Annotated in this window: 20 protein-coding genes; 12 read left to right on the top strand and 8 right to left on the bottom strand. The window is 58.6% G+C overall.

Annotated features, from left to right (window positions below; all coding sequences use genetic code 11):
• Positions 1-68 precede the first annotated feature (68 nt).
• From T18_RS27020 to T18_RS22340, 3 genes are all read right to left on the bottom strand, one after another.
• Positions 69-986: an ABC transporter ATP-binding protein gene (locus T18_RS27020; protein ID WP_244440153.1), complete on the bottom strand. Its 918-nt coding sequence runs from the start codon at positions 984-986 to the stop codon at positions 69-71.
• Positions 935-2,029: a DUF2817 domain-containing protein gene (locus T18_RS27015; protein WP_051489699.1), complete on the bottom strand. Its 1,095-nt coding sequence runs from the start codon at positions 2,027-2,029 to the stop codon at positions 935-937. The genes T18_RS27020 and T18_RS27015 overlap by 52 nt, the downstream gene beginning before the upstream one ends.
• Positions 2,030-2,167: 138 nt before the next feature.
• Complete coding sequence (locus T18_RS22340) at positions 2,168-3,208, bottom strand: aromatic ring-hydroxylating dioxygenase subunit alpha (protein WP_038492212.1); 1,041 nt, start codon at positions 3,206-3,208, stop codon at positions 2,168-2,170.
• Between the two features lie 129 nt (positions 3,209-3,337).
• Between T18_RS22340 and T18_RS22335 the strand changes: the two genes are divergently transcribed.
• Positions 3,338-4,258, top strand: coding sequence for a LysR family transcriptional regulator (locus tag T18_RS22335; protein WP_075807820.1), 921 nt, complete (start codon positions 3,338-3,340; stop codon positions 4,256-4,258).
• 23 nt (positions 4,259-4,281) lie between these two features.
• On the opposite strand, the gene T18_RS22330 is transcribed toward T18_RS22335, so the two are convergent.
• Both T18_RS22330 and T18_RS22325 read right to left on the bottom strand, forming a co-directional pair.
• Positions 4,282-4,797, bottom strand: a complete 516-nt coding sequence (locus T18_RS22330) for a flavin reductase family protein (protein ID WP_038492207.1) — start codon at positions 4,795-4,797, stop codon at positions 4,282-4,284.
• A gap of 11 nt (positions 4,798-4,808) precedes the next feature.
• Positions 4,809-6,173 carry an LLM class flavin-dependent oxidoreductase gene (locus tag T18_RS22325; protein ID WP_038492204.1) on the bottom strand — a complete coding sequence of 455 codons (1,365 nt, stop codon included), beginning with the start codon at positions 6,171-6,173 and terminating at the stop codon, positions 4,809-4,811.
• A gap of 427 nt (positions 6,174-6,600) precedes the next feature.
• Here T18_RS22325 and T18_RS22320 point away from each other — a divergent pair, with 427 nt between their 5' ends.
• The 10 genes from T18_RS22320 to T18_RS22275 all read left to right on the top strand — a co-directional run bounded on the left by T18_RS22320 (position 6,601) and on the right by T18_RS22275 (position 16,026).
• Positions 6,601-7,734 carry an HD domain-containing phosphohydrolase gene (locus T18_RS22320; RefSeq protein ID WP_038492201.1) on the top strand — a complete coding sequence of 378 codons (1,134 nt, stop codon included), beginning with the start codon at positions 6,601-6,603 and terminating at the stop codon, positions 7,732-7,734.
• The gene (locus tag T18_RS22315) at positions 7,727-8,053 is read left to right on the top strand and encodes a hypothetical protein (RefSeq protein ID WP_038492198.1); all 327 of its coding nucleotides are present in this window, start codon (positions 7,727-7,729) and stop codon (positions 8,051-8,053) included. Before T18_RS22320 ends, T18_RS22315 begins: the two co-directional genes overlap by 8 nt.
• Complete coding sequence (locus tag T18_RS22310) at positions 8,050-8,418, top strand: response regulator (RefSeq protein ID WP_013636814.1); 369 nt, start codon at positions 8,050-8,052, stop codon at positions 8,416-8,418. Before T18_RS22315 ends, T18_RS22310 begins: the two co-directional genes overlap by 4 nt.
• Positions 8,415-10,382: a chemotaxis protein CheA gene (locus T18_RS22305; RefSeq protein WP_038492195.1), complete on the top strand. Its 1,968-nt coding sequence runs from the start codon at positions 8,415-8,417 to the stop codon at positions 10,380-10,382. The genes T18_RS22310 and T18_RS22305 overlap by 4 nt, the downstream gene beginning before the upstream one ends.
• Entirely contained in the window at positions 10,379-10,924 is a 546-nt protein-coding gene (locus T18_RS22300) for a chemotaxis protein CheW (RefSeq protein ID WP_003514184.1), read from the top strand. Before T18_RS22305 ends, T18_RS22300 begins: the two co-directional genes overlap by 4 nt.
• A 1-nt stretch (position 10,925) precedes the next feature.
• Positions 10,926-12,743 carry a methyl-accepting chemotaxis protein gene (locus T18_RS22295; protein ID WP_038492191.1) on the top strand — a complete coding sequence of 606 codons (1,818 nt, stop codon included), beginning with the start codon at positions 10,926-10,928 and terminating at the stop codon, positions 12,741-12,743.
• A 2-nt stretch (positions 12,744-12,745) separates the two neighbouring features.
• Positions 12,746-13,240 (top strand): chemotaxis protein CheW, encoded by a 495-nt coding sequence (locus T18_RS22290; RefSeq protein ID WP_003514179.1) that lies wholly within the window; start codon positions 12,746-12,748, stop codon positions 13,238-13,240.
• A complete protein-coding gene (locus tag T18_RS22285; RefSeq protein WP_029658809.1) occupies positions 13,237-14,106 on the top strand; it encodes a CheR family methyltransferase in 870 nt (289 codons plus the stop codon). The genes T18_RS22290 and T18_RS22285 overlap by 4 nt, the downstream gene beginning before the upstream one ends.
• Positions 14,107-14,118: 12 nt before the next feature.
• Positions 14,119-15,207 (top strand): protein-glutamate methylesterase/protein-glutamine glutaminase, encoded by a 1,089-nt coding sequence (locus tag T18_RS22280; protein ID WP_003514176.1) that lies wholly within the window; start codon positions 14,119-14,121, stop codon positions 15,205-15,207.
• A gap of 117 nt (positions 15,208-15,324) precedes the next feature.
• Positions 15,325-16,026 (top strand): ParA family protein, encoded by a 702-nt coding sequence (locus tag T18_RS22275; protein ID WP_038492188.1) that lies wholly within the window; start codon positions 15,325-15,327, stop codon positions 16,024-16,026.
• A gap of 58 nt (positions 16,027-16,084) precedes the next feature.
• Here T18_RS22275 and T18_RS22270 read toward each other — a convergent pair whose 3' ends face one another.
• The 3 genes from T18_RS22270 to T18_RS22260 form a co-directional block, all read right to left on the bottom strand.
• A complete protein-coding gene (locus tag T18_RS22270) occupies positions 16,085-17,812 on the bottom strand; it encodes a hypothetical protein (protein WP_046205571.1) in 1,728 nt (575 codons plus the stop codon).
• A gap of 139 nt (positions 17,813-17,951) precedes the next feature.
• Positions 17,952-20,066 (bottom strand): sensor histidine kinase, encoded by a 2,115-nt coding sequence (locus T18_RS22265; protein ID WP_038492182.1) that lies wholly within the window; start codon positions 20,064-20,066, stop codon positions 17,952-17,954.
• A complete protein-coding gene (locus T18_RS22260; protein WP_003514167.1) occupies positions 20,063-20,803 on the bottom strand; it encodes a response regulator transcription factor in 741 nt (246 codons plus the stop codon). The genes T18_RS22265 and T18_RS22260 overlap by 4 nt, the downstream gene beginning before the upstream one ends.
• 229 nt (positions 20,804-21,032) lie before the next feature.
• Between T18_RS22260 and T18_RS22255 the strand changes: the two genes are divergently transcribed.
• Positions 21,033-22,025: an ABC transporter substrate-binding protein gene (locus T18_RS22255; RefSeq protein WP_035251897.1), complete on the top strand. Its 993-nt coding sequence runs from the start codon at positions 21,033-21,035 to the stop codon at positions 22,023-22,025.
• Positions 22,026-22,048: the final 23 nt, after the last annotated feature.

Here is a 22,048-nt window from a genome sequence, read left to right as displayed (position 1 = left end):
CCTATTTGGTTATTTGTTAGGTTTGATTTGCCGGACACAGCCCCGGCACAGCTGATCAGCGGATCACGTCATAAAGTTCGCGACAGAAACTGACGCAGGCGTTCCGATCGCGGATTGGTGAACAATTCCGCCGGGGTACTCTCTTCCTCCACCTTTCCTTTGTGTAAGAAGAGAATCTTGTGAGATACCTCGCGCGCAAACTGCATTTCATGCGTCACGAGGATCATGGTATTGCCCTCTTCTGCCAGCTGACGGATCACGCGCAGGACCTCTCCCACAAGTTCGGGGTCGAGAGCGGATGTCGGTTCGTCACAGAGGATGACTTTTGGCCGCATGGCCAGTGTTCTTGCGATGGCCGCACGTTGCTGCTGGCCGCCGGAGAGCTGCCCGGGATATTGGGCATGCTTTTCCGACAGTCCCACTTTCTTCAACAACTGATGGGCATGGTCGATTGCATCCTGGCGACGCTCGCCAAGAACATGGACGGGAGCCTCGATGATGTTCTCAAGCACGGACATGTGGGGCCAGAGGTTGAAGTTCTGGAATACCATTCCCACGCGGGCGCGAATTCTTTCGACCTGGCGCATGTCTGCTGGCTGCGAACGGCCATTCGCTCCACCCTTCATTTGTATTTCCTCGCCATCAACGACGATCGTTCCACTGCTGGGCTGTTCAAGCAGGTTTATGCAGCGCAAAAACGTGCTCTTGCCGGAACCTGACGAGCCGATCATGGAAACGACTTCACCGGGATCGGCACTCAGCCCCACGCCCGACAAGACTTCGTGCGTGCCGAAGCTTTTGTGGAGATCATGAACTTCAACGGCTGGCCGTTCATGGCGTTTGGTGTTGACAGGCACGGCCGGTGGCCAGTCGCTCACCAAAGCCGGAGCGGTTGCGCCCTTTGAATCCTTGGGAGTAACCGAGGCAAGTGCGGTCAGCGCGCGGTCGAAATATCGCAAGCTGTCCCAAGACAGTTCTGCTGCCATTCGGGATCGTCAGGAATGAACGCAGTTCTCAGCGTCTTCTTGATTTTCTGCCCAAGCGGAGATTCGATATTCCCGAAAAGATGCAGCCAGTTATCGGCCTGCACGGCGTCCATCACCACCGGGCCTTCAAGGGTTCCGCATTCGATTACCAGCGGCAATACGCGGCTGTCCAGCAAGGATTTGCAGACCGCTGCTGAAACGTAGCCCGTGGCCGTTGCCGCAATGCCGGTATCGGTCGTTGCGCCCTTGCCGGTCATCACGACCGCGAGTGCGTGCCCATAGGTTTTTCTGCCCCATTCCAGACCGGCATGGTCCTCTTCCGCCACGGATAGCAGCGCGGGATATCCGTAAGGGCCTGCACCGGTGTGAAGATCGAAGACGACGACATCCGACGCGCCACTGACGAAAGTGCTCAAGATATCGTTGAGGGTGCGGTTCGACCATGTCGGGCCGTTGCCGCCATAAAACAGTCCGTCTGGAAAGTCGTATTGGCCTGCTTCGATAATCGCGGCGATACCGGCGTGACCGTTTAATGCGGCCTTGGCATCTCTCAGCAGTTGATCGGCCCGGTCACGATCGGGTCCATCCCACTCGGCGCAGACAAATGCATTATGGAGTGGGGCGTATCGTTCGTTTCGTGGAACGGCTCTCTTCCAGTCAACGAAGTTTCGGTTGAGATCGACATTGTCCTCGTTGACCCGTCGGCTCCATGCTGTTCCCCACGGGTTGATCAGATGGATCATCACCACAGCCGTATCGGGAGGAAGCGGTAAAGGGTTATTTGCGGCAAGCCATTCAGCCTGGCAAGCCGATCCGAATTGCCCCTCAACTCCGTGCGTGCCGGACAAGATGACGAGTTTTTTTGACGCGTTGCGTTCGCCCAGATATGCAACATCCGTGAAAAGGTGCTCTCCACCTGGGCCATGCAATGGATGCTTATATTCGAACAACGCAGCATTCGACCGGCGCGCGGCGGAAAGAAAACGTTGCCGCAGTACATTATAGTCCACTGAATAGAGCTCAGGCTGCCTGATGTGGCGCATCAAGGATACTCCCGATTTGTGGCGGGCGTCGGCTTTTGCCGATCACCAGCTATGTTCCCGGTTATTATTTTTTGCCATCTCCGCCTGACCCATTTGAGTAGGCGAAGACCATATCGTTAGTCATTCCGGCGCAGGCGCTTACTCCGCGGCAGCGACGACATTCATGGTCTCGCTATCGATCATCTGTGAAAGCTTGCGTCTGAACCGCAGCGGTCCGACATCGATCTTCAGATCGAGGTTCGGAGTCTTCTTGTTCGCGATCCCGTGGTGGACCGCCTCCAGCACGACACGGTCTTCCTCGAATGCGCCGCGTACGGATGTTGCGAAGCGCGCTGAAACGTCCGGGTCGTCGGGCGCGAAATTTCGCATCTGAAACCAGTAATACTTCGTGCGGTTCTCATCGACTGGCGTCATGAAATTGTAGCTGTCCATCAAGAACGTGTTGGCCGGCAATTCGCGGCCTTCGCCACCGGAGCCTGATGGTGCAAAGATGGCCTTGATGATGGCATTGCTGGGGTAGCGAACCTCGTAATGCTGTTTTCGATCACATTTCCCCTCAAATTGCAGGAACGGTGCGTAGAAGGGGGCTGGATCTGAATCCAGCATCCAGCGCCAGACGACGACGCCATCGCTTTTCACCGTTGTTTCCAATGGCGTTTCTTCGCAGGCGGAACTGGCGAACGAGCTCTGATGTACCCATGCGACGTGGGATGGGTCCAGCAGATTGTCCGTCATGTAGAGGTAATTGCAGTTGATCGTCATCGACTCGCCGCGATTGACGCCCCAGGACGGATCACCGAAATGTTCGACATGGAAAATCTCTGCGGGATCGGCTTTCGCGGCCTCACCCATCCAGACCCAGACGAGCCCGCAACGTTCCTCTACCGGGTAGGAGCGGACGCAGGCCACATGTGGAATACGCTCTGCACCCGGCACGCGGGTGCAGGCGCCGGAACAGTCGAAGGTCAGTCCGTGATAGCCGCATTCGACGTCGTCGCCCTTGATACGCCCCATGGACAAGGGGAGCTTGCGATGGGGACAGGCATCTTCGAGCGCTGCAAGCTTGCCATTCTGAAGACGATAAAGGACGATATTTTCGCCGAGCATCGTTACGGGTGTCAGGTCTCGTCCGATTTCGTGATCCCAGGTGGCGACGTACCAAGCATTCTTGAGAAACATTTTTTTCCCCCGTTCTCGCTTTAATCGGATCAGTATTTTCCTTGTTGCGATGCGGGACAAGCGGATTTTCGTTGCGTTTTTGTTTAGAAAAACTTAACAAAAAGCAGAACTGGAGATACCCTATTGGCTATGCCCCCACTCCATGCCCTGCAAGCTTTCGAAGCCGTAGGAAGGTGCGGCACGATGAGCACTGCCGCCAAAGAACTGGGCGTAACACCCAGTGCCATCAGCCAACAGGTGCGCAAGCTTGAGAACTATCTCGGCGTTACGCTCCTCGAACGTATCGGACGCCGTGTGGAACTGACGTCATGGGGTGTTCTTCTTCACAAGGAAGTCGCCAAAGGCTTCAGCCAGCTCAATCATTCCGTCGATGTTCTCGAACGGGCACGGAGCCAGACCGGCATCGTGCTGACTGCGCTCAGCTCGGTGGTGAACAAGTGGATCGGCCGCAAGATCTTCGAGTGGCAGGCTCTCTATCCGGAAGCCAATGTCCGTATCATCGGCAAGGATGACGAACCCAGCCTGTCGGGCGGCCAGAGCGATTTCCGCATAACCTATGGAAAGCGGGCGGAGGTGCATGCGCATTTCGTGCCGCTTTATACGGATTGGGTGGTTCCCGCATGTTCGCCGCGTCTGCTCGGGGGACGGACATTATCGGCGCCCGCCGACCTTCTCAAATTCCCTTTGCTCAATATCGAGTGGGAAGCCCATTACAGCCGTCCGCCACAATGGAGCGAGTGGGCGCAGCTGGTTGGCGCGACCGTGAATGAAAAACTCTCGAGCCTGTTTTTCGCGCTGTCGAGCAACGCAATCGACGCTGCGGTCAACGGACACGGCTTCGTGCTGGCTCAGGTCTCGATGATCGAGGACGAGTTGCAGGCCGGTACACTTGTTGTTCCTTTCGACATCCGCCTTCCGCTTCCCGAGAGCTACTATCTGGCATGGGATCGTTCCGTTTTCGATAAGCCCTACGGAAGAGAATTTCACATGTGGGTGATGGGGATCGCGAAAAAGCAGTCTGTCGCATCGTCCCCGAACCGCAGTGCGTGACTGAGGGCCTACCGCTCGGGATATCACCTTCTGATGTGTTGATATTCTCCGCGCCAGTACAGAAGTGGCCGGGCATCGTCATGCGTCCTTATCGACCGGACGAGGCCGATCAGGATCACATGGGATCGATGGATGATCGCGTCTTCGAGTTCGCAGTCCAGACTTGCCAGAGCGCCATCCAGCGCAAGGCCGCCTGACGCCATCGTGTGCCAGACGGCGCCATCGTAGCGGCTGGCACCCTTAATTCCATTAAAACCCGAGAATGAGTGGGCGACGTTTTCCTGACCTTCAGCGACGACGTTGACGCAAAACCGTCTGGCTTTCTCGACGATTTCCCAGGACGAGGATCCACGATTGAGTGCGACCATCACAGTCGGGCCATCCGCAGAAAGTGCTGTGACGGATGTTGCGGTGAAGCCGGTTCGTGTTTCACCCGTGCCTGTCGTGATGACGCAAACGGCACCCGCCAGATTCCGCATGGAGGATTTGAAGAGGTCAGCGCCCGGAGACGGCACCTGCATTTTCATCTGGTCCACCATGATCGGCTCCTTCAGATGCGCTCTTTATCGCCTTTGGCGGCCGTGTAACGGTTGGCAGGCATCGAAAGCCCCAGGTTCTCGCGCAGCGTCGATCCTTCATATTCCTCACGAAACAGTCCGCGTCGCCGCAACTCCGGCAAGACAAGGCGGACGAAATCTTCCAGGCTTGCGGGAAGTGTCGGGAACATAAGGATAAAACCGTCGGCGGCACGGGTTTCGAACCACTCTTCCATGTAGTCTGCGATCTGTTTTGGTGTCCCGGTTATTCCGTTTCCGGTGTGGCGTTCTGCGTAGTGGCGGATCAATTGTCCCACTGTCTGTCCTTGTTTGACGAACTCGACGAGCTGGTCAAACATCTTGCGCGAGCCTTTCGGCTCGGCGGGCAGCCGGTCCATCGGAAATGGTTGATCGAGGGGAACGCCACGAAGGTCGGCTTCGAGGAACTCCGAAAGCATCAACCGACCCACGTCCGGATGCAGGCTGTCGATGAGAAAATCGACTTTTGCCTTCGCCTCGGTCTCGGTCTCCCCGACATTGACGACAATTCCCGGCATGACCTTGAGATCGTTGGGATCGCGACCGAATGCCGGCATACGTCCTTTGACGTTCTGGTAGAAAGCCCTGTTGCTCTCGATATTGGATGCCAGGCTGAAGACGATTTCAGACGTCCGTGCAGCAAGGTTCATTCCGGCCTCGGAGCCGCCGGCCTGAGCGATAACGGGCCGCCCCTGCTCGGAAGGCGCAATGTTGAGGGGGCCGCGCACCTGAAAATGCTTGCCGACATGATTGAGGGTATGGTGCTTGTCCTTGTCATAATAAACGCCGCTTTCGCGATCAAGCAGCAAGGCATCGCGTTCAAAGCTGTCCCATAGGCCGAACACTACGTCGATGAATTCCTGCGCGCGCTCGTAACGGACGGCGTGAGGATCGAGACCCTGACGATTGAAGTTGTAGCCGGTCTCGTCATGATCGGAGGTGACGACATTCCAGCAGGCGCGTCCCCGGCTCAGCTGATCGATAGACGCGAAAATCCGGGCGACATTGAAGGGTTCATAATAGCTCGTCGATACCGTCGAGACCAAACCCAGTCTTTCCGTCATCACCGAAAGTGCCGAGATGAGAGAAAGCGGTTCGAACCGGTTCTGCTTGGTCGGGCTGCGCGCCAGGGCGTCGGGGTCACCAACGGCAGCCGCAGCGGAATCGGCGAGGAACATGAAATCGAATTTGGCAGCTTCAGAAATTCTGGCCACATTCAACATGTGGCTGAAGTCGGTTGCTGCCGTTACCTTGCTTGCCGGGTGCCGCCATGCGGCTGCATGGAAGCCGAACGTGTAAACAAAGGTTCCGAGCTTGATCTTGTCCTGCCGTTTCGACATCGTTCCCTCTTTTGCCTGATACCAATTCTGGTCTCAGGCTATTCGAGGATCAACGCTGCAACAATCGGCCGAAATCTTCTCCGTAGGTTAGAAATACTAACAAGGATTAGTGGCGCGTCTGCGCATCAGCCCGAGAGGCTGCGGCGCCCCGCAACAGGATCACATTCCCGTTGGAAGGCCTGATGATGGCGCTTCACTATAAGTATTCATAAGTCACACTTAAGTCGCTGTTAACCAACATCTGGTCAATTTATTCATATAAGAAGTTGTCTTCGCAGGCGAATTTCGCGCAGGCGCTTCATTTTTATGACCACATGACGCGGTCGTCTTTTCCCAAAAAAATGTTTCCAGATCCGTTGAATTCGCTCGGTGAAAGCCGAGGAGTTCGCGCGTCTATTCGCCCGCAATCCAATGATAGCGAGGACAAGTGCAAATCGTATTGGTCGATGACAGCAAGTCGATTCTTGTTGCCCTGAAAGCGACGGTCCGCGGGCTTCCGGATGTCGGCACCATCGTGGGCTTCACCGATCCCACGGAGGCGTTGGAATTCTGCCGCAACAATGCGGTCGATCTGCTTGTGGTGGATTATACGATGCCGAAATATAACGGCATACAGCTCCTCAAGGCACTGAATACGTATGAGCATTTCGCGCATGTGCCTGTTATCATGATCACATCGGAAAGAGGCCGGCCTGTCCTTATCGAAGCGATAGAGAGCGGTGTCACGGAATTCATCCACAAGCCCTTTGACCCGGTGGAGCTGAAGGCGCGGGTGCGCAACCTTCTCGCCTTGCGCAAGGCGCAGCGTGATCTTGCCGGACAGGCGCGCAGCCTTGTGGATGAGGTGCGCAAGGCCACCCGGCAACTCGCGGCCCGCGAAGAAGAAATCATCTGGCGCCTGGCGCGGGCCATCGAATTCCGCGACGGCCACACCGGCGACCATATTTCCCGCGTCGCGCAAATCAGCATGCTGATGGCAAAGGATCTCGGCCTCGATGACGAGCATTGCCGCATGATCTATCTCGCGGCACCCTTGCACGATGTCGGCAAGATCGGAATTTCCGACAGCGTGCTGCTGAAGCCGGGTCGCCTGACGCCTGATGAGATCACCGAAATGCGAAAACATGTCGGTATCGGCGTGCAGATTCTCGAAAACGGTTCATCCGATCTGCTGCGCATAGCCGAGGCGATTGCAGGCGGCCATCACGAAAAATGGGATGGAACGGGATATCCGCACGGCTTGTCGGGCGATGGCATTCCGCTGGAAGCCCGTATCGTCGCCATTGCGGACGTCTTTGAGGCTCTCTGCTCCGAGCGTCCTTACAAGAAGGCGTGGTCGACCGAAGAGGCCTATGCGCATGTTGTCGCGCAGAGCGGCAGCCATTTCGATCCCGCCTGCGTCGCGGCGTTCCAGCGCCAATGGACGCTGATCGAGAGGCTCATGGCGGGTCACGACGTTCTGGAGATCGAAGTGCCGAGCCTCGAAACACCGGAAGAACAACCGATCAGGGCGGATGGCGGCATGCAAGCCGCAGCCGTTCGGGAGACTCCCCATGTTTGATGAAACCAAGAACGACACACTGAAGATGCCGCAAGCGCTTTCCATACGGTCGATTGCGCCGGCACACGGTCTTCTTCTCGACCGTCTCAAAGACACCGACAGGCTGGTGGTCGAGGTGCCCAAGGATGCGGATGCGGATTTGAGCTTCGTGCAGCTGATGGAAGCCTCGCGCAATTTCGCGGCGCAGAACAACAAGACGATAACATTGAAAGAGCCGGCTGACGGTCAGGTTTTGCAGACATTGCGGCGGGGCGGTTTCCTGTCGCGGATGGATGAAGCCTCCCGCCAGTTCTGGTTGCATGGAAAGGACATATCATGAGCGCACATATTTTAACGGTCGACGATTCCGCCAGCATTCGCATGACGACGAAGATCGCCCTCACAGGCGCGGGCTACCAGATTACCGAGGCCGTTGATGGGCAGGACGGTCTTGCCAAGGCGAAGGCCGCGAATTTTGACCTCATCGTCACTGATCTCAACATGCCGAACATGAATGGTCTCGAGATGATTGAGGCGCTTCGGCAATCTCCGGCTCATACCGGCATTCCGATCATCTTTTTGACGACGGAATCCGATGCGGACATGAAGGCGCGCGCCAAGGCCGCCGGTGCCACCGGCTGGCTGACCAAGCCCTTCGATGCCGAACATCTGGTCAAGATCGTCAGAAAGGTCCTCGGAAAATGACGACGCTGGACCCTATTCAGGTTTTCAGAACGGAGGCTGCGGAGCTTTTCGAGCAAATCGAGGGTGGCCTTCTCGATCTGCTTCACGATTTGACCGATCAGGATCAGATCGACGCCGTTTTCCGCGGACTGCATACATTGAAGGGGTCCGGGGCAATGTTCGGGTTCGAGGCGCTTGCCGCCTTCACCCACCATTGCGAAACCGCCTTTGACCGGGTGCGCAAGGGCGAGGTTCCGGCAACCAGCGAACTGGTCGCAGCCGTTCTTGAAGCGCAGGATCATATGCAGGCGCTGGTCGACAATCCGCACGGTGTGCAGGGTGATGTTGGAGAGCAGCTGCTCGCCAAGCTTCGTGCGGCAGTCGGCACTCGTGGCGATGGCGGTGTCCTGACACATGTTCCGGCGCAGAATCTCGCCAGGAAGCAGGCAAAGGCAAAAGCCGCCACCTGGGAAATCCGGTTCCGGTTGCCCGTCAATGCCATGGCAAACGGAACCAATCCCCTTGGTCTGCTGGATGAGCTGGCCGAACTCGGCGATTGTGAAATCGTTGCCGACACCTCGACGGTGCCGTCTCTCGACGCCCTCAATCCGAGCGATCTCCATCTAGGCTGGACAGTCCGGCTGACGACCGAGCAGCCGCAATCGGCAATCGACGACGTTTTCATCTTCGTGATGGATGACATGGAGATCGATATCCGCGCAATCGAAGCGGTTGTCGAAGAAGAGCTCCCCGTTTCCGAGATCCTGCCGGAAGCCAGAAAGGTCGCCGCCGATCCGAAGGGCGGCAAGGCGGCCGAAAACGTATGGGTGCCTGCTGAAAGACTTGACGAGTTGATGGATCGGGTCGGTGAACTCGTCATTGCCCAGTCCCGCCTTTCGCAGCTGGCGGGTAGCAGCGTCGATATTCTTTTGCGCTCTGTTTCGGAGGATGTCGAACGTCTTTCCGGAGAACTTCGCGATACGATGATGGTCCTGCGAATGGTGCCGATCGCCCAGCTTTTTGGTCGGTTCCGCCGTCTGATCCATGACCTGGCGCGGGAAACGGGCAAACAGATCGAGCTGGAGACCGAGGGCGAAGGCACAGAGGTCGACAAGGCGGTGATCGAACGCCTGGCTGATCCACTCGTGCACCTTGTCCGCAACTCCTGCGACCATGGTCTCGAAAAAGGCGATGAGCGTGTGGCGGCCGGCAAACCGGCGACGGGGCGGATCACCCTCATTGCCCGCCAGTCGGGCGGTGATGTGACGATCACCATCCGTGACGATGGCCGTGGCATCGATCGCCAGCGCGTCCGGGCAAAAGCGGAGGCTTCCGGCCTTCTGGCTCCGAACGCGCAGGTCAGCGATCAGGAACTGCTGCAGATGATCTTCCAGCCGGGCTTTTCGACAGCCTCTGAAGTTACCAGTCTTTCCGGCCGTGGTGTCGGCATGGATGTGGTGAAAAAAAGTGTCGAGGCCCTTCGCGGCACGATCAGCGTTACCAGCACGCCGGGCGCGGGTTCGGAAGTTTCGCTGGCGATCCCGTTGACTCTGGCCATCATCGACGGCCTGCTGGTGCGGGTCGGCAATGGTTGCTACGTCATTCCGCTGCCGGCGGTGGAGGAATGCCTGGAACTGTCGCCTGACGACGATATTCGTTCGCGGGGCCGGTCCTTCATTTCATTGCGCGAGAGCCTCGTTCCCTTCATTCGCCTGCGCGAATTGTTCAACACCGGAACCAAGCCGGATCAGTTCCAGAAGATCGTCGTCATTTCCACCGGCTCCGAGCGGGTCGGGCTTGTGGTTGACCAGATCATCGGTGACCACCAGACGGTCATCAAGGCCATGTCGAAACTGCACCATGACGTCGCGACATTCTCCGGCGCGACCATCCTCGGTGACGGCAATGTCGCCCTTATCCTCGATGTCGCACATCTGGTGATGGCGGGGCAACAGCAGGAGGCGCGATTGCGGGCCGCGGGATGAACCAGTCTCTCTTGAAGCAGACGGACGAATTTTGGGGCGTGTCCGACGCCGTGGAAGTTCTGACCTTCAACATTGCGGGCGAGACCTTCGCCATCGAGGCGGTGAAGGTCCGGGAAATTCTGGATCTTCTGCCCGAAACCGCCGTTCCCGGTGCTAAAGCCTTTGTGGCGAGTGTTATCAACTTCCGGGGCAAGGTCATCCCTCTGGCTGATATCCGTCTTGCCTTCGGCATGGAAGCCACCGAGCGAACCATTGATAGCCGTATCGTCGTCATAGAACTGCCGTTCGATGGCGAGCCGGCATTGATCGGCATCAGGACCGATAAGGTCAACGAGGTGACCACGTTCAGCCGGGCAGCCAGCGAACCGCCGCCGAGCGTCGGCATGCGGTGGCGAGCGGATTACATCCATTGCCTCATCAAACGCGGCAGCGAGTTCGTCATTCTTCCAAATCTGACAGCAATTTTCACGGGGCATCGCGAGTCCGGACCGGTTTCGTCCAGCGCGCGTGGCAACGTCATCGAACTTTCCAAGGAGCATTGAGATGCGATTTACAATCAAGATGAAGCTGGCGGTTGCCTTCGGCTTTCTGATCCTGATGCTTGCCGGAACGGCCGGCTACGGCATCTACAGCCTCGGTATCGCCAAGAATGCCATGGACGATGTGGTCGACGGCACTGTCGTGCGCCTCGACAAGGTTCACCAGATGAACGCACTGGCGCTGGCAACTGTCCGGTCGCAGAAGAATATCATCCTTGCTGCTTCGCCGGAGGAAACCCAGCTTTTCAAGGCGGCAGGTAACGAAAGTCGCGACCAGTTGACGGCCATGCTGAATGATATGGCAGCCACCGCCAGCGCCGAGACGCGTGCGTTCTGGACGGATCTGCAGGCCATCACCAAGGCTTTCGAGGCCAGTGATGATCACGTCCGGGAACTGGTTGCGCAGGGCAATACGTCGCTCGCCGCGTCGTACTCGTCCGGCAAGGGCCGTGACGCTGCCAATGCCCTGACCGGGAAACTGGGCGAGGGCGTCAAGATGAACCGCGACCGTCTTGAACAATCGAAGCAATTGGCGGCTGATGACTATGAGCAGACCCGCACCCTGCTGGTCAGTGCCTCGGTCGTTGCCGTACTCATCGCCATCGCGACAGCATTCTGGATCGCGCTCGGCATCAGCAGCGGATTGCGCAAGATCATGACCGTGGCGGAGGCGGTTGCGATCGGCGATCTTGATCAGAATGTCGAGATCAAGACCAATGACGAGATCAAGGATCTCGTTGCGCGCATCAACACGATGACGGGCAATCTGCGCAATACCGCAGGCATTGCCGACCGGATTGCGGATGGCGATCTCACCGTCATGCCGAAACCCCTGTCCGACAGGGATACTCTCGGCCTTGCGCTGGAACGGATGGTTGAGCGCCTGCGTGGCATTGTCGCCGATGCGCTTTCCGCTTCCGACAATGTGTCCTCCGGCAGCCAGGAACTGTCGGCCAGCTCCGAACAGCTGAGCCAGGGCGCGACCGAGCAGGCATCCTCTGCCGAAGAGGCCTCGGCCTCGATGGAAGAGATGGCTGCCAACATCAAGCAGAATGCCGACAATGCCGCGCAGACGGAAAAGATCGCGCGTCAGTCGTCCAAGGACGCCGAAGCCAGCGGTGAAGCCGTCAACCGCGCCGTGGTCGCCATGCGCACCATCGCCGAGAAGATTTCCATCGTGCAGGAAATTGCCCGCCAGACCGATCTTCTGGCGCTGAACGCCGCCGTTGAGGCGGCGCGCGCTGGAGAACACGGCAAGGGTTTTGCTGTCGTGGCATCGGAAGTGCGCAAGCTCGCCGAACGCAGCCAGGCTGCTGCCAGCGAGATCAGCTCGCTTTCCGGCGAGACCGTGCAGGTGGCAACCGAAGCGGGCGACATGCTGAACCGTCTGGTGCCGGACATTCGCAAGACCGCCGAGCTGGTCGCCGAAATCTCCGCCGCCTGCCGTGAGCAGGATATCGGCGCCTCCCAGATCAACGAGGCAATCCAACAGCTTGACAAGGTGACGCAGCAGAACTCCGGCGCTTCGGAAGAAATGTCGGCGACTTCGGAAGAGCTGGCCGCACAGGCCGAAGAGTTGCAGAGCAGTATCGCCTTCTTCAAGGTGGATGCCTCAAGCGTCTCGTCGCGCCCCGCACAGGCTGCACATCGGCCTGCCGCAAAGCCTGCTGCGACGCGTCCGGCGATGAAGCCGGCCCCCGTTCGCAAACCGCAGACGGGCAATACCGTCAGTGCCCAGCAAGCCCGCGTCAAAGGTTTCGCACTGGATATGTCCATGGGCGGTCCCGATGCTGACGACGCGGATTTCCGCGAAAGCGCCTGACCATGACCAGCACATCTTCAGAAGGCCAGTTCGTGACATTCAGCCTCGGTGAGGAGGTCTTTGCGGTATCCGTCGCGGTCGTCCGTGAAATCCTCGACTATGAGGACACGTTCAAGATTCCGCATAGTCCTGAATATCTGCTGGGTCTGAGAGATGTGCGCGGGCAGGGTGTGCCCATCATCGATCTGCGGCTGCGGCTCGGAATGAGCCGCAGCGTGCGGACACCCCATACCCGTGTGCTGGTGCTGGATATTCCGTTTCCATCCCGCACGCTGGCGATAGGTCTTGTGGCGGACAAGGTGTTCGAGGTGACGCCGTTCCGTCGCGACCAGATGGAAACCGCACCCGATATCGGCGTTCACTGGAACTCCGACTACATTGCAGGTGTGGTTCGCCGCGAAGGTGATTTCGTCGTCATCATCGATCTTGCAAAGCTTTTCTCGAACGAAGAAAACGCTATTGCCCGCCAGGGCGGCACACCGGTTCAGGCGGCATGAGGAGAGCCTTTTCCGTGGATGCCTCCATTGCTGCCAGCTCCGCGCATGATGGCCTGAGTCAGCGGGATTTCCGGCTGCTCGCCGAATACATCTACAATTACAGCGGCATAAAGATGCCGGACAGCAAGCGCACCATGCTGGAAGGGCGTCTGCGCAAGCGTCTTCGCGCCACGGGGCATGCCACCTTCGCTCAATATTGCAATTTCCTCTTCCGCGAAGACGGGCTTGAAGAGGAAGCGATCTACCTGATTGACGTGGTGACGACCAACAAGACGGATTTTTTCCGTGAGCCGAACCATTTCGACTACATGGAGAAATTCGCTTTGCCTGCACTTGCGGGTGAAGGCCATGGGCGTATCCGCGCCTGGAGTTCCGCCTGTTCGACGGGTGCGGAACCCTATACCATGGCGATGGTGCTGGCCGAAGCGGCCGAGAAACAGGTCATCAACAATTTCAGCATCCTTGCGACCGACCTTTCCACTGATGTGCTCAGGAAAGCCCATAGCGGTATCTATGCCCGTGAACTGCTCGAACCGGTTCCGGCCGACATGATGCGCAAATATGTCATGCGGTCGGTCGATGCCGGACGACGGGAGGTTCGTATCGTGCCGCGGCTGCGTTCCAAGATCGGTTTTGCCCGCCTCAACCTCATGGACCCGACCTACCAGATCGGCGATGCGGTGCATCTTCTCTTCTGCCGTAACGTTCTCATCTACTTTGATAAAAAAACGCAGGTGCACGTCCTGACCCAATTGTGCAAGCGCCTGGTACCGGGCGGTTACCTTTTCATCGGTCATTCCGAAACGATAACCGGTATCGACCTGCCCCTGCGGCAGGTCGCCAATACCGTTTTCAAGAAGCAATAGCGGCAGAGAGCCATGTCGAAAAAAATCCGCGTTCTCATCGTCGACGATTCCGCCAGCGTCCGGCAGACCCTGACGGAGGTTCTCGAAAGCGATCCCGGCATTGAGGTGATCGGGGCCGCTGCCGATCCGTTTGTTGCGGCCAAGCGCATTCAGGAAGAAATTCCCGATGTCATCACGCTTGATGTGGAAATGCCGCGCATGGACGGCATCACCTTCCTGCGCAAGATCATGTCGCAGAAACCGATCCCTGTGGTCATGTGCTCGTCGCTGACCGAGGCCGGATCGGAAACCCTGCTTCAGGCGCTGGAGGCGGGGGCGGTCGACATCATCCTCAAGCCGAGGATAGGCGCTGCGGATCATCTGGCGGAACAGGCCACGCGCATCTGCGAGGTCGTCAAAAGTGCGGCGCACGCCCGCGTCGGCAATGCGCGGGCGGTGCTGCGTTCGGCTGCCGCAAGCGGTCCGCAGGCCAAGCTGACCGCCGATGCCGTGCTGCCGCCGCCTTCGGGCAAGGCCATGGCACGCACCACTGAAATGGTGGTCTGTGTCGGTGCATCCACCGGCGGCACAGAAGCGTTGCGCGCAATGCTGATGAAGCTGCCGGCCAATTCACCCGGCATCGTGATCGTTCAGCATATGCCGGAAAAATTTACCGCCGCATTTGCAAAACGCCTGAACAGTCTCTGCGATGTCGAGATCAAGGAGGCCGAGGACGGCGATCCGGTGCTGCGCGGCCATGTGCTGATTGCGCCGGGCGACAGACATATGCTGCTGGAGCGGCAGGGTGCACGTTATCGCGTTTCGGTCCGCACCGGGCCACTGGTTTCGCGACACCGGCCTTCGGTGGACGTTCTGTTTCGTTCTTCCGCGCGTGCCGCCGGTGCCAACGCCATGGGCATCATCATGACAGGCATGGGTGATGATGGCGCACGCGGCATGCTGGAAATGCATCAGGCCGGCGCCTTCACGGTGGCACAGGACGAAGCATCCTCTGTTGTCTTCGGCATGCCGAAGGAAGCGATCGCCCATGGCGGTGTCGACAAGGTTCTGCCACTCGACAGGATCGCGCTGGAAATTCAGGCCGAAGACCGCCGCCGCTGATGGCGCGACCCTTTTTTACCCGGCATTAACCAAACTCGCCAATGATGGCGGCAACACCATGCGACAGGTGCGTTCCGCGAGGCATGACAGTCTCCGCCCAGTTTTCCGGATCATGCCATGCCAGTTATCACCTTCGCGAACACCAAGGGCGGTGCCGGGAAAACCACGGCGGTTCTTCTCCTGGCGTCCGAACTGGCGCGTCGCGGATCGCGGGTTTGCGTCATCGATACAGATCCACAGCGCTGGATTTCCCGCTGGCGTGAAAAGGCCGATGCGCGTGTCGATTTTTCAGTCATCACCTATGTGACGGCGGCGACGTTACAGCAGCATGTCATCGACAGCCGCCGTGCATTCGATCATGTGATCATCGACCTGCCCGGTGCGCAATCGCCCCTGCTCGCGACTGCGATCGGTCTCTCCAACCATGTGCTGGTACCCGTTCAGGGCAGCACCATGGATGCGCAGGGCGGGGCGCAGGTGCTCGAGCTGCTGCGTTATCTCGATGAAAAGGCGAATATCCGGATCGACCATTCCGTCGTGCTGACCCGCGTTAATCCGCTGGTCACGACCCGCGCGCTTCTGGCCGCACGGGAACTGCTGGCGCAAAGGAATGTACGTGTTCTCGATACGCCGATTTTCGAACGTTCTGCGTTTCGCGATATGTTCGAATTCGATGGATGCCTGCATATGATGAAAGCTGGCCATGTCAGCAATCTTGACAAGGCTCTGCAGAATGCCGAAGCTTTTGCCGCCGAGGTTCTCCGTCTCCTTGAGGCCTCCAGCAAGAAAAGCCCTGGCAAACTGATGCAGGCGGCCTGACGCCGGGAACCCGGCGCAGTAAAAGCGCCCCATCGATCCCGTTTAGATCGGGTACGCTCTAGAAAAGCGCGTCGGCAAACAGATCGTCGTCATCTTCGACGGCGGCGGGTGCTTTCTGCCCGGGCGCAAGATCGACCGGCAAGTAGCGAAGATGCACGTCGCGCTCCTGCGCCATCGTGTAGATCTTGTAGATGCGTGTCGAAAACGGCTGGATTTTCTCCGCAAAGCCGGAAATGTCTCCGGCGCCGCCGGCGGCCAGCCCGCTTGCCACGTGATGGCATTCTTTCAGGACATCGCCGAGTTCGCTTTCGAAATCGAGCTTGATCACGGCTGCACTGATGCGGCTGAAAACGGCCTGACCTTCCGTGGCGAGATTCTGAAGACCGGTTTCCATCTGACCCTTGGCGTGGCTTATGGCTTCCAGTGCTTCGTTCAATGGTTCCCGCAGGTCACCGGCGCTCCGGTTCTCAGCCGTCTTCAGATTTGTAATGACGCTTTCGATCCGGTGGAGATCGGTAACGATCGAATCCGCCGGGCTTTCCAGCTTGTCGGCAAAGACCCGCAGCTCGCCGCTGACGACATTGACCGACCGGCCTTCGTCGCCCAGTTTCGAGCAGCGCAGGTTTGAGTTCAGCGCCATATAATGGATTTCAGTCTTGATCGAGCGCAGCACTTCAATGCCGTGCAACAGGTCCTGGGCGGTACCGGTAACGGAAGCGACGACCGCATTGGCATCCGCCATGCCTTCCTGAACGCGCCCGGCCAGATCGCACGCCTTTGCTATGTCCTTCTCAAGCAGCTGCAACGCGCTGCCGCCATCATTGGCAGCATCTTCCACCAGGGTGTCGCGCAGTGAAAGAATGGTTGCGGCATCGTCGGCGAAACTTGAGATGCCTGCAAAGATCTTGCGGCAATCCTGCTGGAAGGTGGTTGCCATCTCGTCGATCTGGGCGCTGACCATCTCGAAAACGGTGTCGTAAAGAGCGTCCATTTCGGCGGAATTTAACGCCAGCGCCTCTTCGGAATTCAGATAATCGCTGAACAGGGCGAGTGTCGTCTGCACATGTTCGACACGTTGGCGGGTGATGTCGCCGATCTGGAGGGAGGACAGCGTTGCCGCTATCTTGCCCTGCACGCCCTGCGCGACGGATTTCACCTTGGCCGCCATGGCCGTCATGGCGCGATGTTGTTCGCCGATGCGACCGGAATTTGTCTTCAAACCTCCGACGATGCCTGGGATCGTTGCTTCGAAATCGGCGCCGATGACGGAGGAGACGTCGCGCGCTCTGGCAAGCTGCTTGTCCATGAGATCGAGATATTGCGCGAATTTGCCGACTTCAGTACCGCCGAAATGGATGCGTTCGCGGATTTCCTCGGCAAAGGAGGAAAATTCGGCGATGCCTGCGCCGGTGATCTTTACCGTGACCGCAAAGGTTTTCAGGTAACGGATCGTCTCGCGGATATCATCGACATGGCCGTTTGCAGACTTGCAAAGGGAACTCATTTCAACGAAGGCGGCCTGTCGCAACTGTTCGGTTTCCGGCAGGCGGACCATGTCCTCAATGGTCTTTTGCATGTTGGCCATTGCCGCATCCGCGGTATCGCCGTCCATCGAACCCGTCATGCGGTCCAATATGGTGATGAGCTGGTTCAGGATGTCCATGACTGAAACGAGCACGGAGCCGCCTTCGAGAAAGGTCTTCTCGATACGAGACTGTGCGGTTGCAAGGCGCGCGGTCAGGTACGCTTGCGGATCACTGGCTTCAGCTTTTGGTTGATTTTTCACGACGGTACTGTTTCCCATACTCGGATGGCGTGATCCTAGAGAGCAGGAAGAAACGGACAGTGAATATTCTGAGTTGATCGGGAGTTAACAACTCAATTGGTTGACGAATTCCTCTCCCCTTGGAAGGCCTTCTCGGGGCTTATCGAATCTGGACGTGGTCGGCGCCTACCGGAAAAGTCAGTTGTACCCTTGCGCCATCGCCCGGCATCGAGCTGATATGCGCCTCGCCGCCGCTCTGCCGGACGAAGCCGTAGACCATTGCAAGGCCGAGGCCTGCCCCGCCGTGTTCCTGCCGGGTGGTGAAATAGGGCTCGAAGGCCTTGTCCACCGCCTCGGGCGTCATGCCGACCCCCTCGTCGGTGACTGCGATCACAAGTGCATCCTTCTCGGAAGCGGCGCTGATCGAGATCAGGCCACCATCGGGCATGGCCGCTGCCGCATTCAGGCAAAGGTTGAGGATGGACTGCTCGAGGAGGGCAGGGTCTAGCGCAATCGAGGGAAGATCCTCGTCAATCTCCAGCGCAATCCGGCATTTCGGGCCGACTGCAATCTCAAGGATATCGGCCATGCCGCGCAGCAGGTTTGCGACGTTGATGCAGCTCGGATGAATGGGCTGCTGGCTGCCGATGGTCAGCATGCTGCTGGCCAGAGAACGGCCGCGATCCGCCGCCTTGCGGATACGGGCAATGTGGCGTTTCTGGCGATCGTTGAAACCAGTTTCGCGCTCCAGCAGACCGAGGCTGCCGGTGATGATTCCGATCATGTTGCCCACTTCATGACTGACCTGATGGGTCATGCGCATGATGCCATCAAGCCTCTGGGCTTTTGCGGCCTCCGCCTCCTGACGATCGAGAGAAGTTACATCCCGGGCGAGCAGCACGATACCGCCATCCGGCTGGCGTGACATCGATACTTCGATCACTCGTTGATCTCCAGTGCGATGGCGCACGACTGCCCGGTCCATCAACTCGCCTCGGCCGCTCTCGAAAGGGAACAGTGCGGGATCGATCTCCGGTATCGGTTCGACAAAACGGCGAAGCGGCAGCTTACGCGACGAGCCGGAACGACCGACAAGTTCTATGATCCGGCGGTTCATGGTGATTGGCCGACCGGTCGGATCGAACAGCGCTATTCCCTCATTCATGTTGCGGAAGGTCGAGCGGATGGTTCGGGCCGCCGCTTCCGCCGTGCGCCGCAGGCGGGAGACACGATCGACGCTGTCATGGAAAGCCCGGAAAGCATCGAGCAGGCGGATCAGTTCCGGCTCCGATCCGGTGTAGGATGGCGGGCCGACATCCTTTTCACCCTTGGCGAGCGCGTTCATGCCGTTGGAAAGCGTCGCGATCCCGCGTGAGACACGCATCACTGATCGAATCGAGAATGTTGCCATGACCAGAACCAGAAGCGAAGCGACTGCGACGATGACCAATAGCCGGCTCAGAGCGTCCGAGGTCGAGATCAGGTCCTCGTTGAGGCTGCGGGCAACCGCATCGCTCTGGGTTTCGGTGACATGGGACAGATCGCGCGACACAATGTGAAGCCGCGACACCGAGGCGCGGATCGCAAACATTTCCAAGAGGTAACGGCTCTGCGCTTCAAAGACCCGCTCATAGGGTTGCAGCTCGGCCACGGGGAGCCGCTCTCCGGGATAACCTTCCTGGCGCGCGGTGTTTTCGGCAACATAGCGGCGGCGCAGTTCACCAAGCTGGAAGAGGCTGTCGGATGCGGATGCGGCCTGCACGATGCCGTTCATCCGCCGGCGCAGTTCGGGATCGGTGATGCCGCGACCCGTGGCAATTTCGCCAAGCGCGGCTGCTGCTTCCGCCTTGTGGCCCTGCGCCGCATCGGCATCCTTTGCCAGATCCAGCGTCTGTGTTCTGATCAATTCAAGGAGTTCGACGATGCGCTCGTTGGCAAAGCCGCGGGCGACCCGATCACCGTTGCCTGGCCCTGTCATCTCCAGCAGGATATCGACCTGCTGGACCACGGACCGGCTTTCGCTGGAGACGCGATAGGGCGAGGCGGCATTCATCAGGAAAGGTGCGCTCGAGACGAGGTCGGAGACCTGCCGCGAAACCAGCGATGCCTTGGCAAGGCTGGAAAAGGCCTGCAGGCCGTAGGCGGCCATTTCATCGCGGCCGCGTTGCAGGCCGTAGATGGCGATGGCGGATAGGCTGAAGACGAGGATGCAGATGAAGACGATCGCAAAGGGCAGGCGAAAGGCGATCGAGGAAAGGAAGGAGCGGCTGATCACGGAGAAAGCTCGCCCTCGTCGGTGTGGAGCACATAACCCCTGCCGCGCCGCGTCTTGATGTGACGCGGCAGATCGGGGTTTCGCTCGATCTTGCGCCTCAGCCGCAGCACCAGCACATCGACGTTTCTATCGATATAGCGGTCGCTTTCCGAGCCCAGCCTGTCGAGGATCTGGGAGCGGCTGACGGGCTGGTTGGGCGTTTCGGCCAGAATTTCCAGAAGTGCGAATTCGGCACTTGTCAGCGTTCTGCTGCGATCGGTCAGGCAGACTGCCTGTCGGGCATTGAGATCAATCGCCCAGTCGCTGAGTAGCAATGCCGCCCGGCCGTGGTCGCGCTCGCTGTCCTTTTCCTGCTTTAAGGAGGGAATCGTCCGGCGCAGAACGGCCTTGATCCGTGCCGTGAGTTCGATCGGTTCGAAGGGTTTGACGACATAATCGTCGGCCGCTGTTTCCAGGCCGAGAACCCGGTCGGCGGCGCTGCCGGCAGCCGTTACCATGACGATGCCGATATCGACCTTACTGCGTAGTCTCTGGGCAAAGGTGCGGCCGGAGGTGCCGGGCAAGTTGTGGTCCACGAGCACCAGCTGCATCACGTCCTTCGCCAATATCTCGTCCGCTTCCTCGGCGGAGCGCGCGCAGGTGGGCAGCCAGCCCTCGGCCTCGACGAGGTCCGAGATAAGCTCTGCCATATCCGGATCGTCCTCGACGATCAGAATGCGAACCTTCTGATTAAGCACTGCGTATTCCTCCCGCCATCATCATAGGCGCGGCAGACGCGATCTTCAAAGCCTAGCTGGTTATCCGCCCTGTCATATTTGTAATATCTGTAATCTTGTTCGGAAAGATTGGTAACCATTCTTCGATTGCGGTGCGGTCAGGATGTGACATGCTAATGGCGGAGATTGGAACGGGGAGGTTCCAAGCAGGGAGGCTCATTTGAGAGCATTGACCGCACTTGCGGCGAGCATGGCCTTATGGCTGTGCGGCGCAGGGCATGGCATGGCCGCGACGAAGTTGAACGTCCTGTGCGGCGTCGACGAGGCTTGGTGCGTGACCATGCAGCGGGCTTTCGAAGCACGGATGGGGGTCGAGATTTCGATGGTTCGCAAGAGCACCGGCGAAATCCTCGATCAGATTCGTGCCGAACGCGCCCACCCGACTGTCGACGTCTGGTGGGGCGGTACCGGCGACACTCATTTGCAGGCGGGTTCGGAAGGCCTTCTGGAAGAGTATCAGCCCGCCCATCAGCAGGATCTGCTGCCATGGGCGCAGAATTTCAATGCGATGTCGGGATCGAAATCGGCCGGAATCTATGCCGGTGCGCTCGGTTTTGCCTATAATTCGGAACTGCTTGCCAAGAACAATCTGCCGGCCCCGACATGCTGGAAGGATCTGGCGAAGGAGATTTATCGCGGCCATATCCAGACCGGCAACCCGAACTATTCGGGCACGGCCTTCACCATGCTTGCTACGCTTGTCCAGCTCTTTGGCGAGGAGGAGGCTTTCAGTTTCATGGGCAAGCTTAACCAGAATGTGGTGAGTTACACCAAGGTCGGCTCGGCGCCCGTAAAGGCGGCGGCGCGGGGGGAGGTTCTGATCGGGATTTCCTTCATGCATGACGCCGTGACACAGAAGATCGAAGGCTTTCCGCTGGTGATCGTCGCCCCTTGCGAGGGAACCGGCTATGAGATCGGTGCGGTCAGCATCGTCAAGGGCAACCACAACGATGCGCTGGCGCAGGCCTTCGTTGAATTCGCGCTGACCCCGGAAGGACAGGCGACCGGGGCAAAGGCGGGGCAGAACCAGGTGCCATCCAACGCCCGGGCGACATTGCCGCTGACGGCGCCCGATATATCGATGATCAAGATGGTGGATTACGACTTCGCCACCTTTGGCCAACCCGAAGAGCGAAGTCGATTGTTAAGCCGCTTCGACAACGAAATTCACCCGACCCAGTAGGGGTCAGCAATCCAAAACCGAAA

This window comes from Rhizobium sp. TBD182 (genome assembly GCF_001950375.1).
Classification (GTDB): Bacteria; Pseudomonadota; Alphaproteobacteria; order Rhizobiales; family Rhizobiaceae; genus Agrobacterium; species Agrobacterium tumefaciens.
Note: the sequence above shows the minus strand (reverse complement) of the source record. Positions and strands in the feature narration are given on the sequence as shown.

What these genes read in the sequence shown, in the direction of transcription:
- T18_RS27020 (WP_244440153.1), bottom strand. Translation starts at nt 986, where the DNA reads ATGGCAGCAGAACTGTCTTGGGACAGCTTGCGATATTTCGACCGCGCG.
- T18_RS27015 (WP_051489699.1), bottom strand. Translation starts at nt 2,029, where the DNA reads ATGCGCCACATCAGGCAGCCTGAGCTCTATTCAGTGGACTATAATGTA.
- T18_RS22340 (WP_038492212.1), bottom strand. Translation starts at nt 3,208, where the DNA reads ATGTTTCTCAAGAATGCTTGGTACGTCGCCACCTGGGATCACGAAATC.
- T18_RS22335 (WP_075807820.1), top strand. Translation starts at nt 3,338, where the DNA reads ATGCCCCCACTCCATGCCCTGCAAGCTTTCGAAGCCGTAGGAAGGTGC.
- T18_RS22330 (WP_038492207.1), bottom strand. Translation starts at nt 4,797, where the DNA reads ATGGTGGACCAGATGAAAATGCAGGTGCCGTCTCCGGGCGCTGACCTC.
- T18_RS22325 (WP_038492204.1), bottom strand. Translation starts at nt 6,173, where the DNA reads ATGTCGAAACGGCAGGACAAGATCAAGCTCGGAACCTTTGTTTACACG.
- T18_RS22315 (WP_038492198.1), top strand. Translation starts at nt 7,727, where the DNA reads ATGTTTGATGAAACCAAGAACGACACACTGAAGATGCCGCAAGCGCTT.
- T18_RS22310 (WP_013636814.1), top strand. Translation starts at nt 8,050, where the DNA reads ATGAGCGCACATATTTTAACGGTCGACGATTCCGCCAGCATTCGCATG.
- T18_RS22305 (WP_038492195.1), top strand. Translation starts at nt 8,415, where the DNA reads ATGACGACGCTGGACCCTATTCAGGTTTTCAGAACGGAGGCTGCGGAG.
- T18_RS22300 (WP_003514184.1), top strand. Translation starts at nt 10,379, where the DNA reads ATGAACCAGTCTCTCTTGAAGCAGACGGACGAATTTTGGGGCGTGTCC.
- T18_RS22295 (WP_038492191.1), top strand. Translation starts at nt 10,926, where the DNA reads ATGCGATTTACAATCAAGATGAAGCTGGCGGTTGCCTTCGGCTTTCTG.
- T18_RS22290 (WP_003514179.1), top strand. Translation starts at nt 12,746, where the DNA reads ATGACCAGCACATCTTCAGAAGGCCAGTTCGTGACATTCAGCCTCGGT.
- T18_RS22285 (WP_029658809.1), top strand. Translation starts at nt 13,237, where the DNA reads ATGAGGAGAGCCTTTTCCGTGGATGCCTCCATTGCTGCCAGCTCCGCG.
- T18_RS22280 (WP_003514176.1), top strand. Translation starts at nt 14,119, where the DNA reads ATGTCGAAAAAAATCCGCGTTCTCATCGTCGACGATTCCGCCAGCGTC.
- T18_RS22275 (WP_038492188.1), top strand. Translation starts at nt 15,325, where the DNA reads ATGCCAGTTATCACCTTCGCGAACACCAAGGGCGGTGCCGGGAAAACC.
- T18_RS22255 (WP_035251897.1), top strand. Translation starts at nt 21,033, where the DNA reads ATGGCCTTATGGCTGTGCGGCGCAGGGCATGGCATGGCCGCGACGAAG.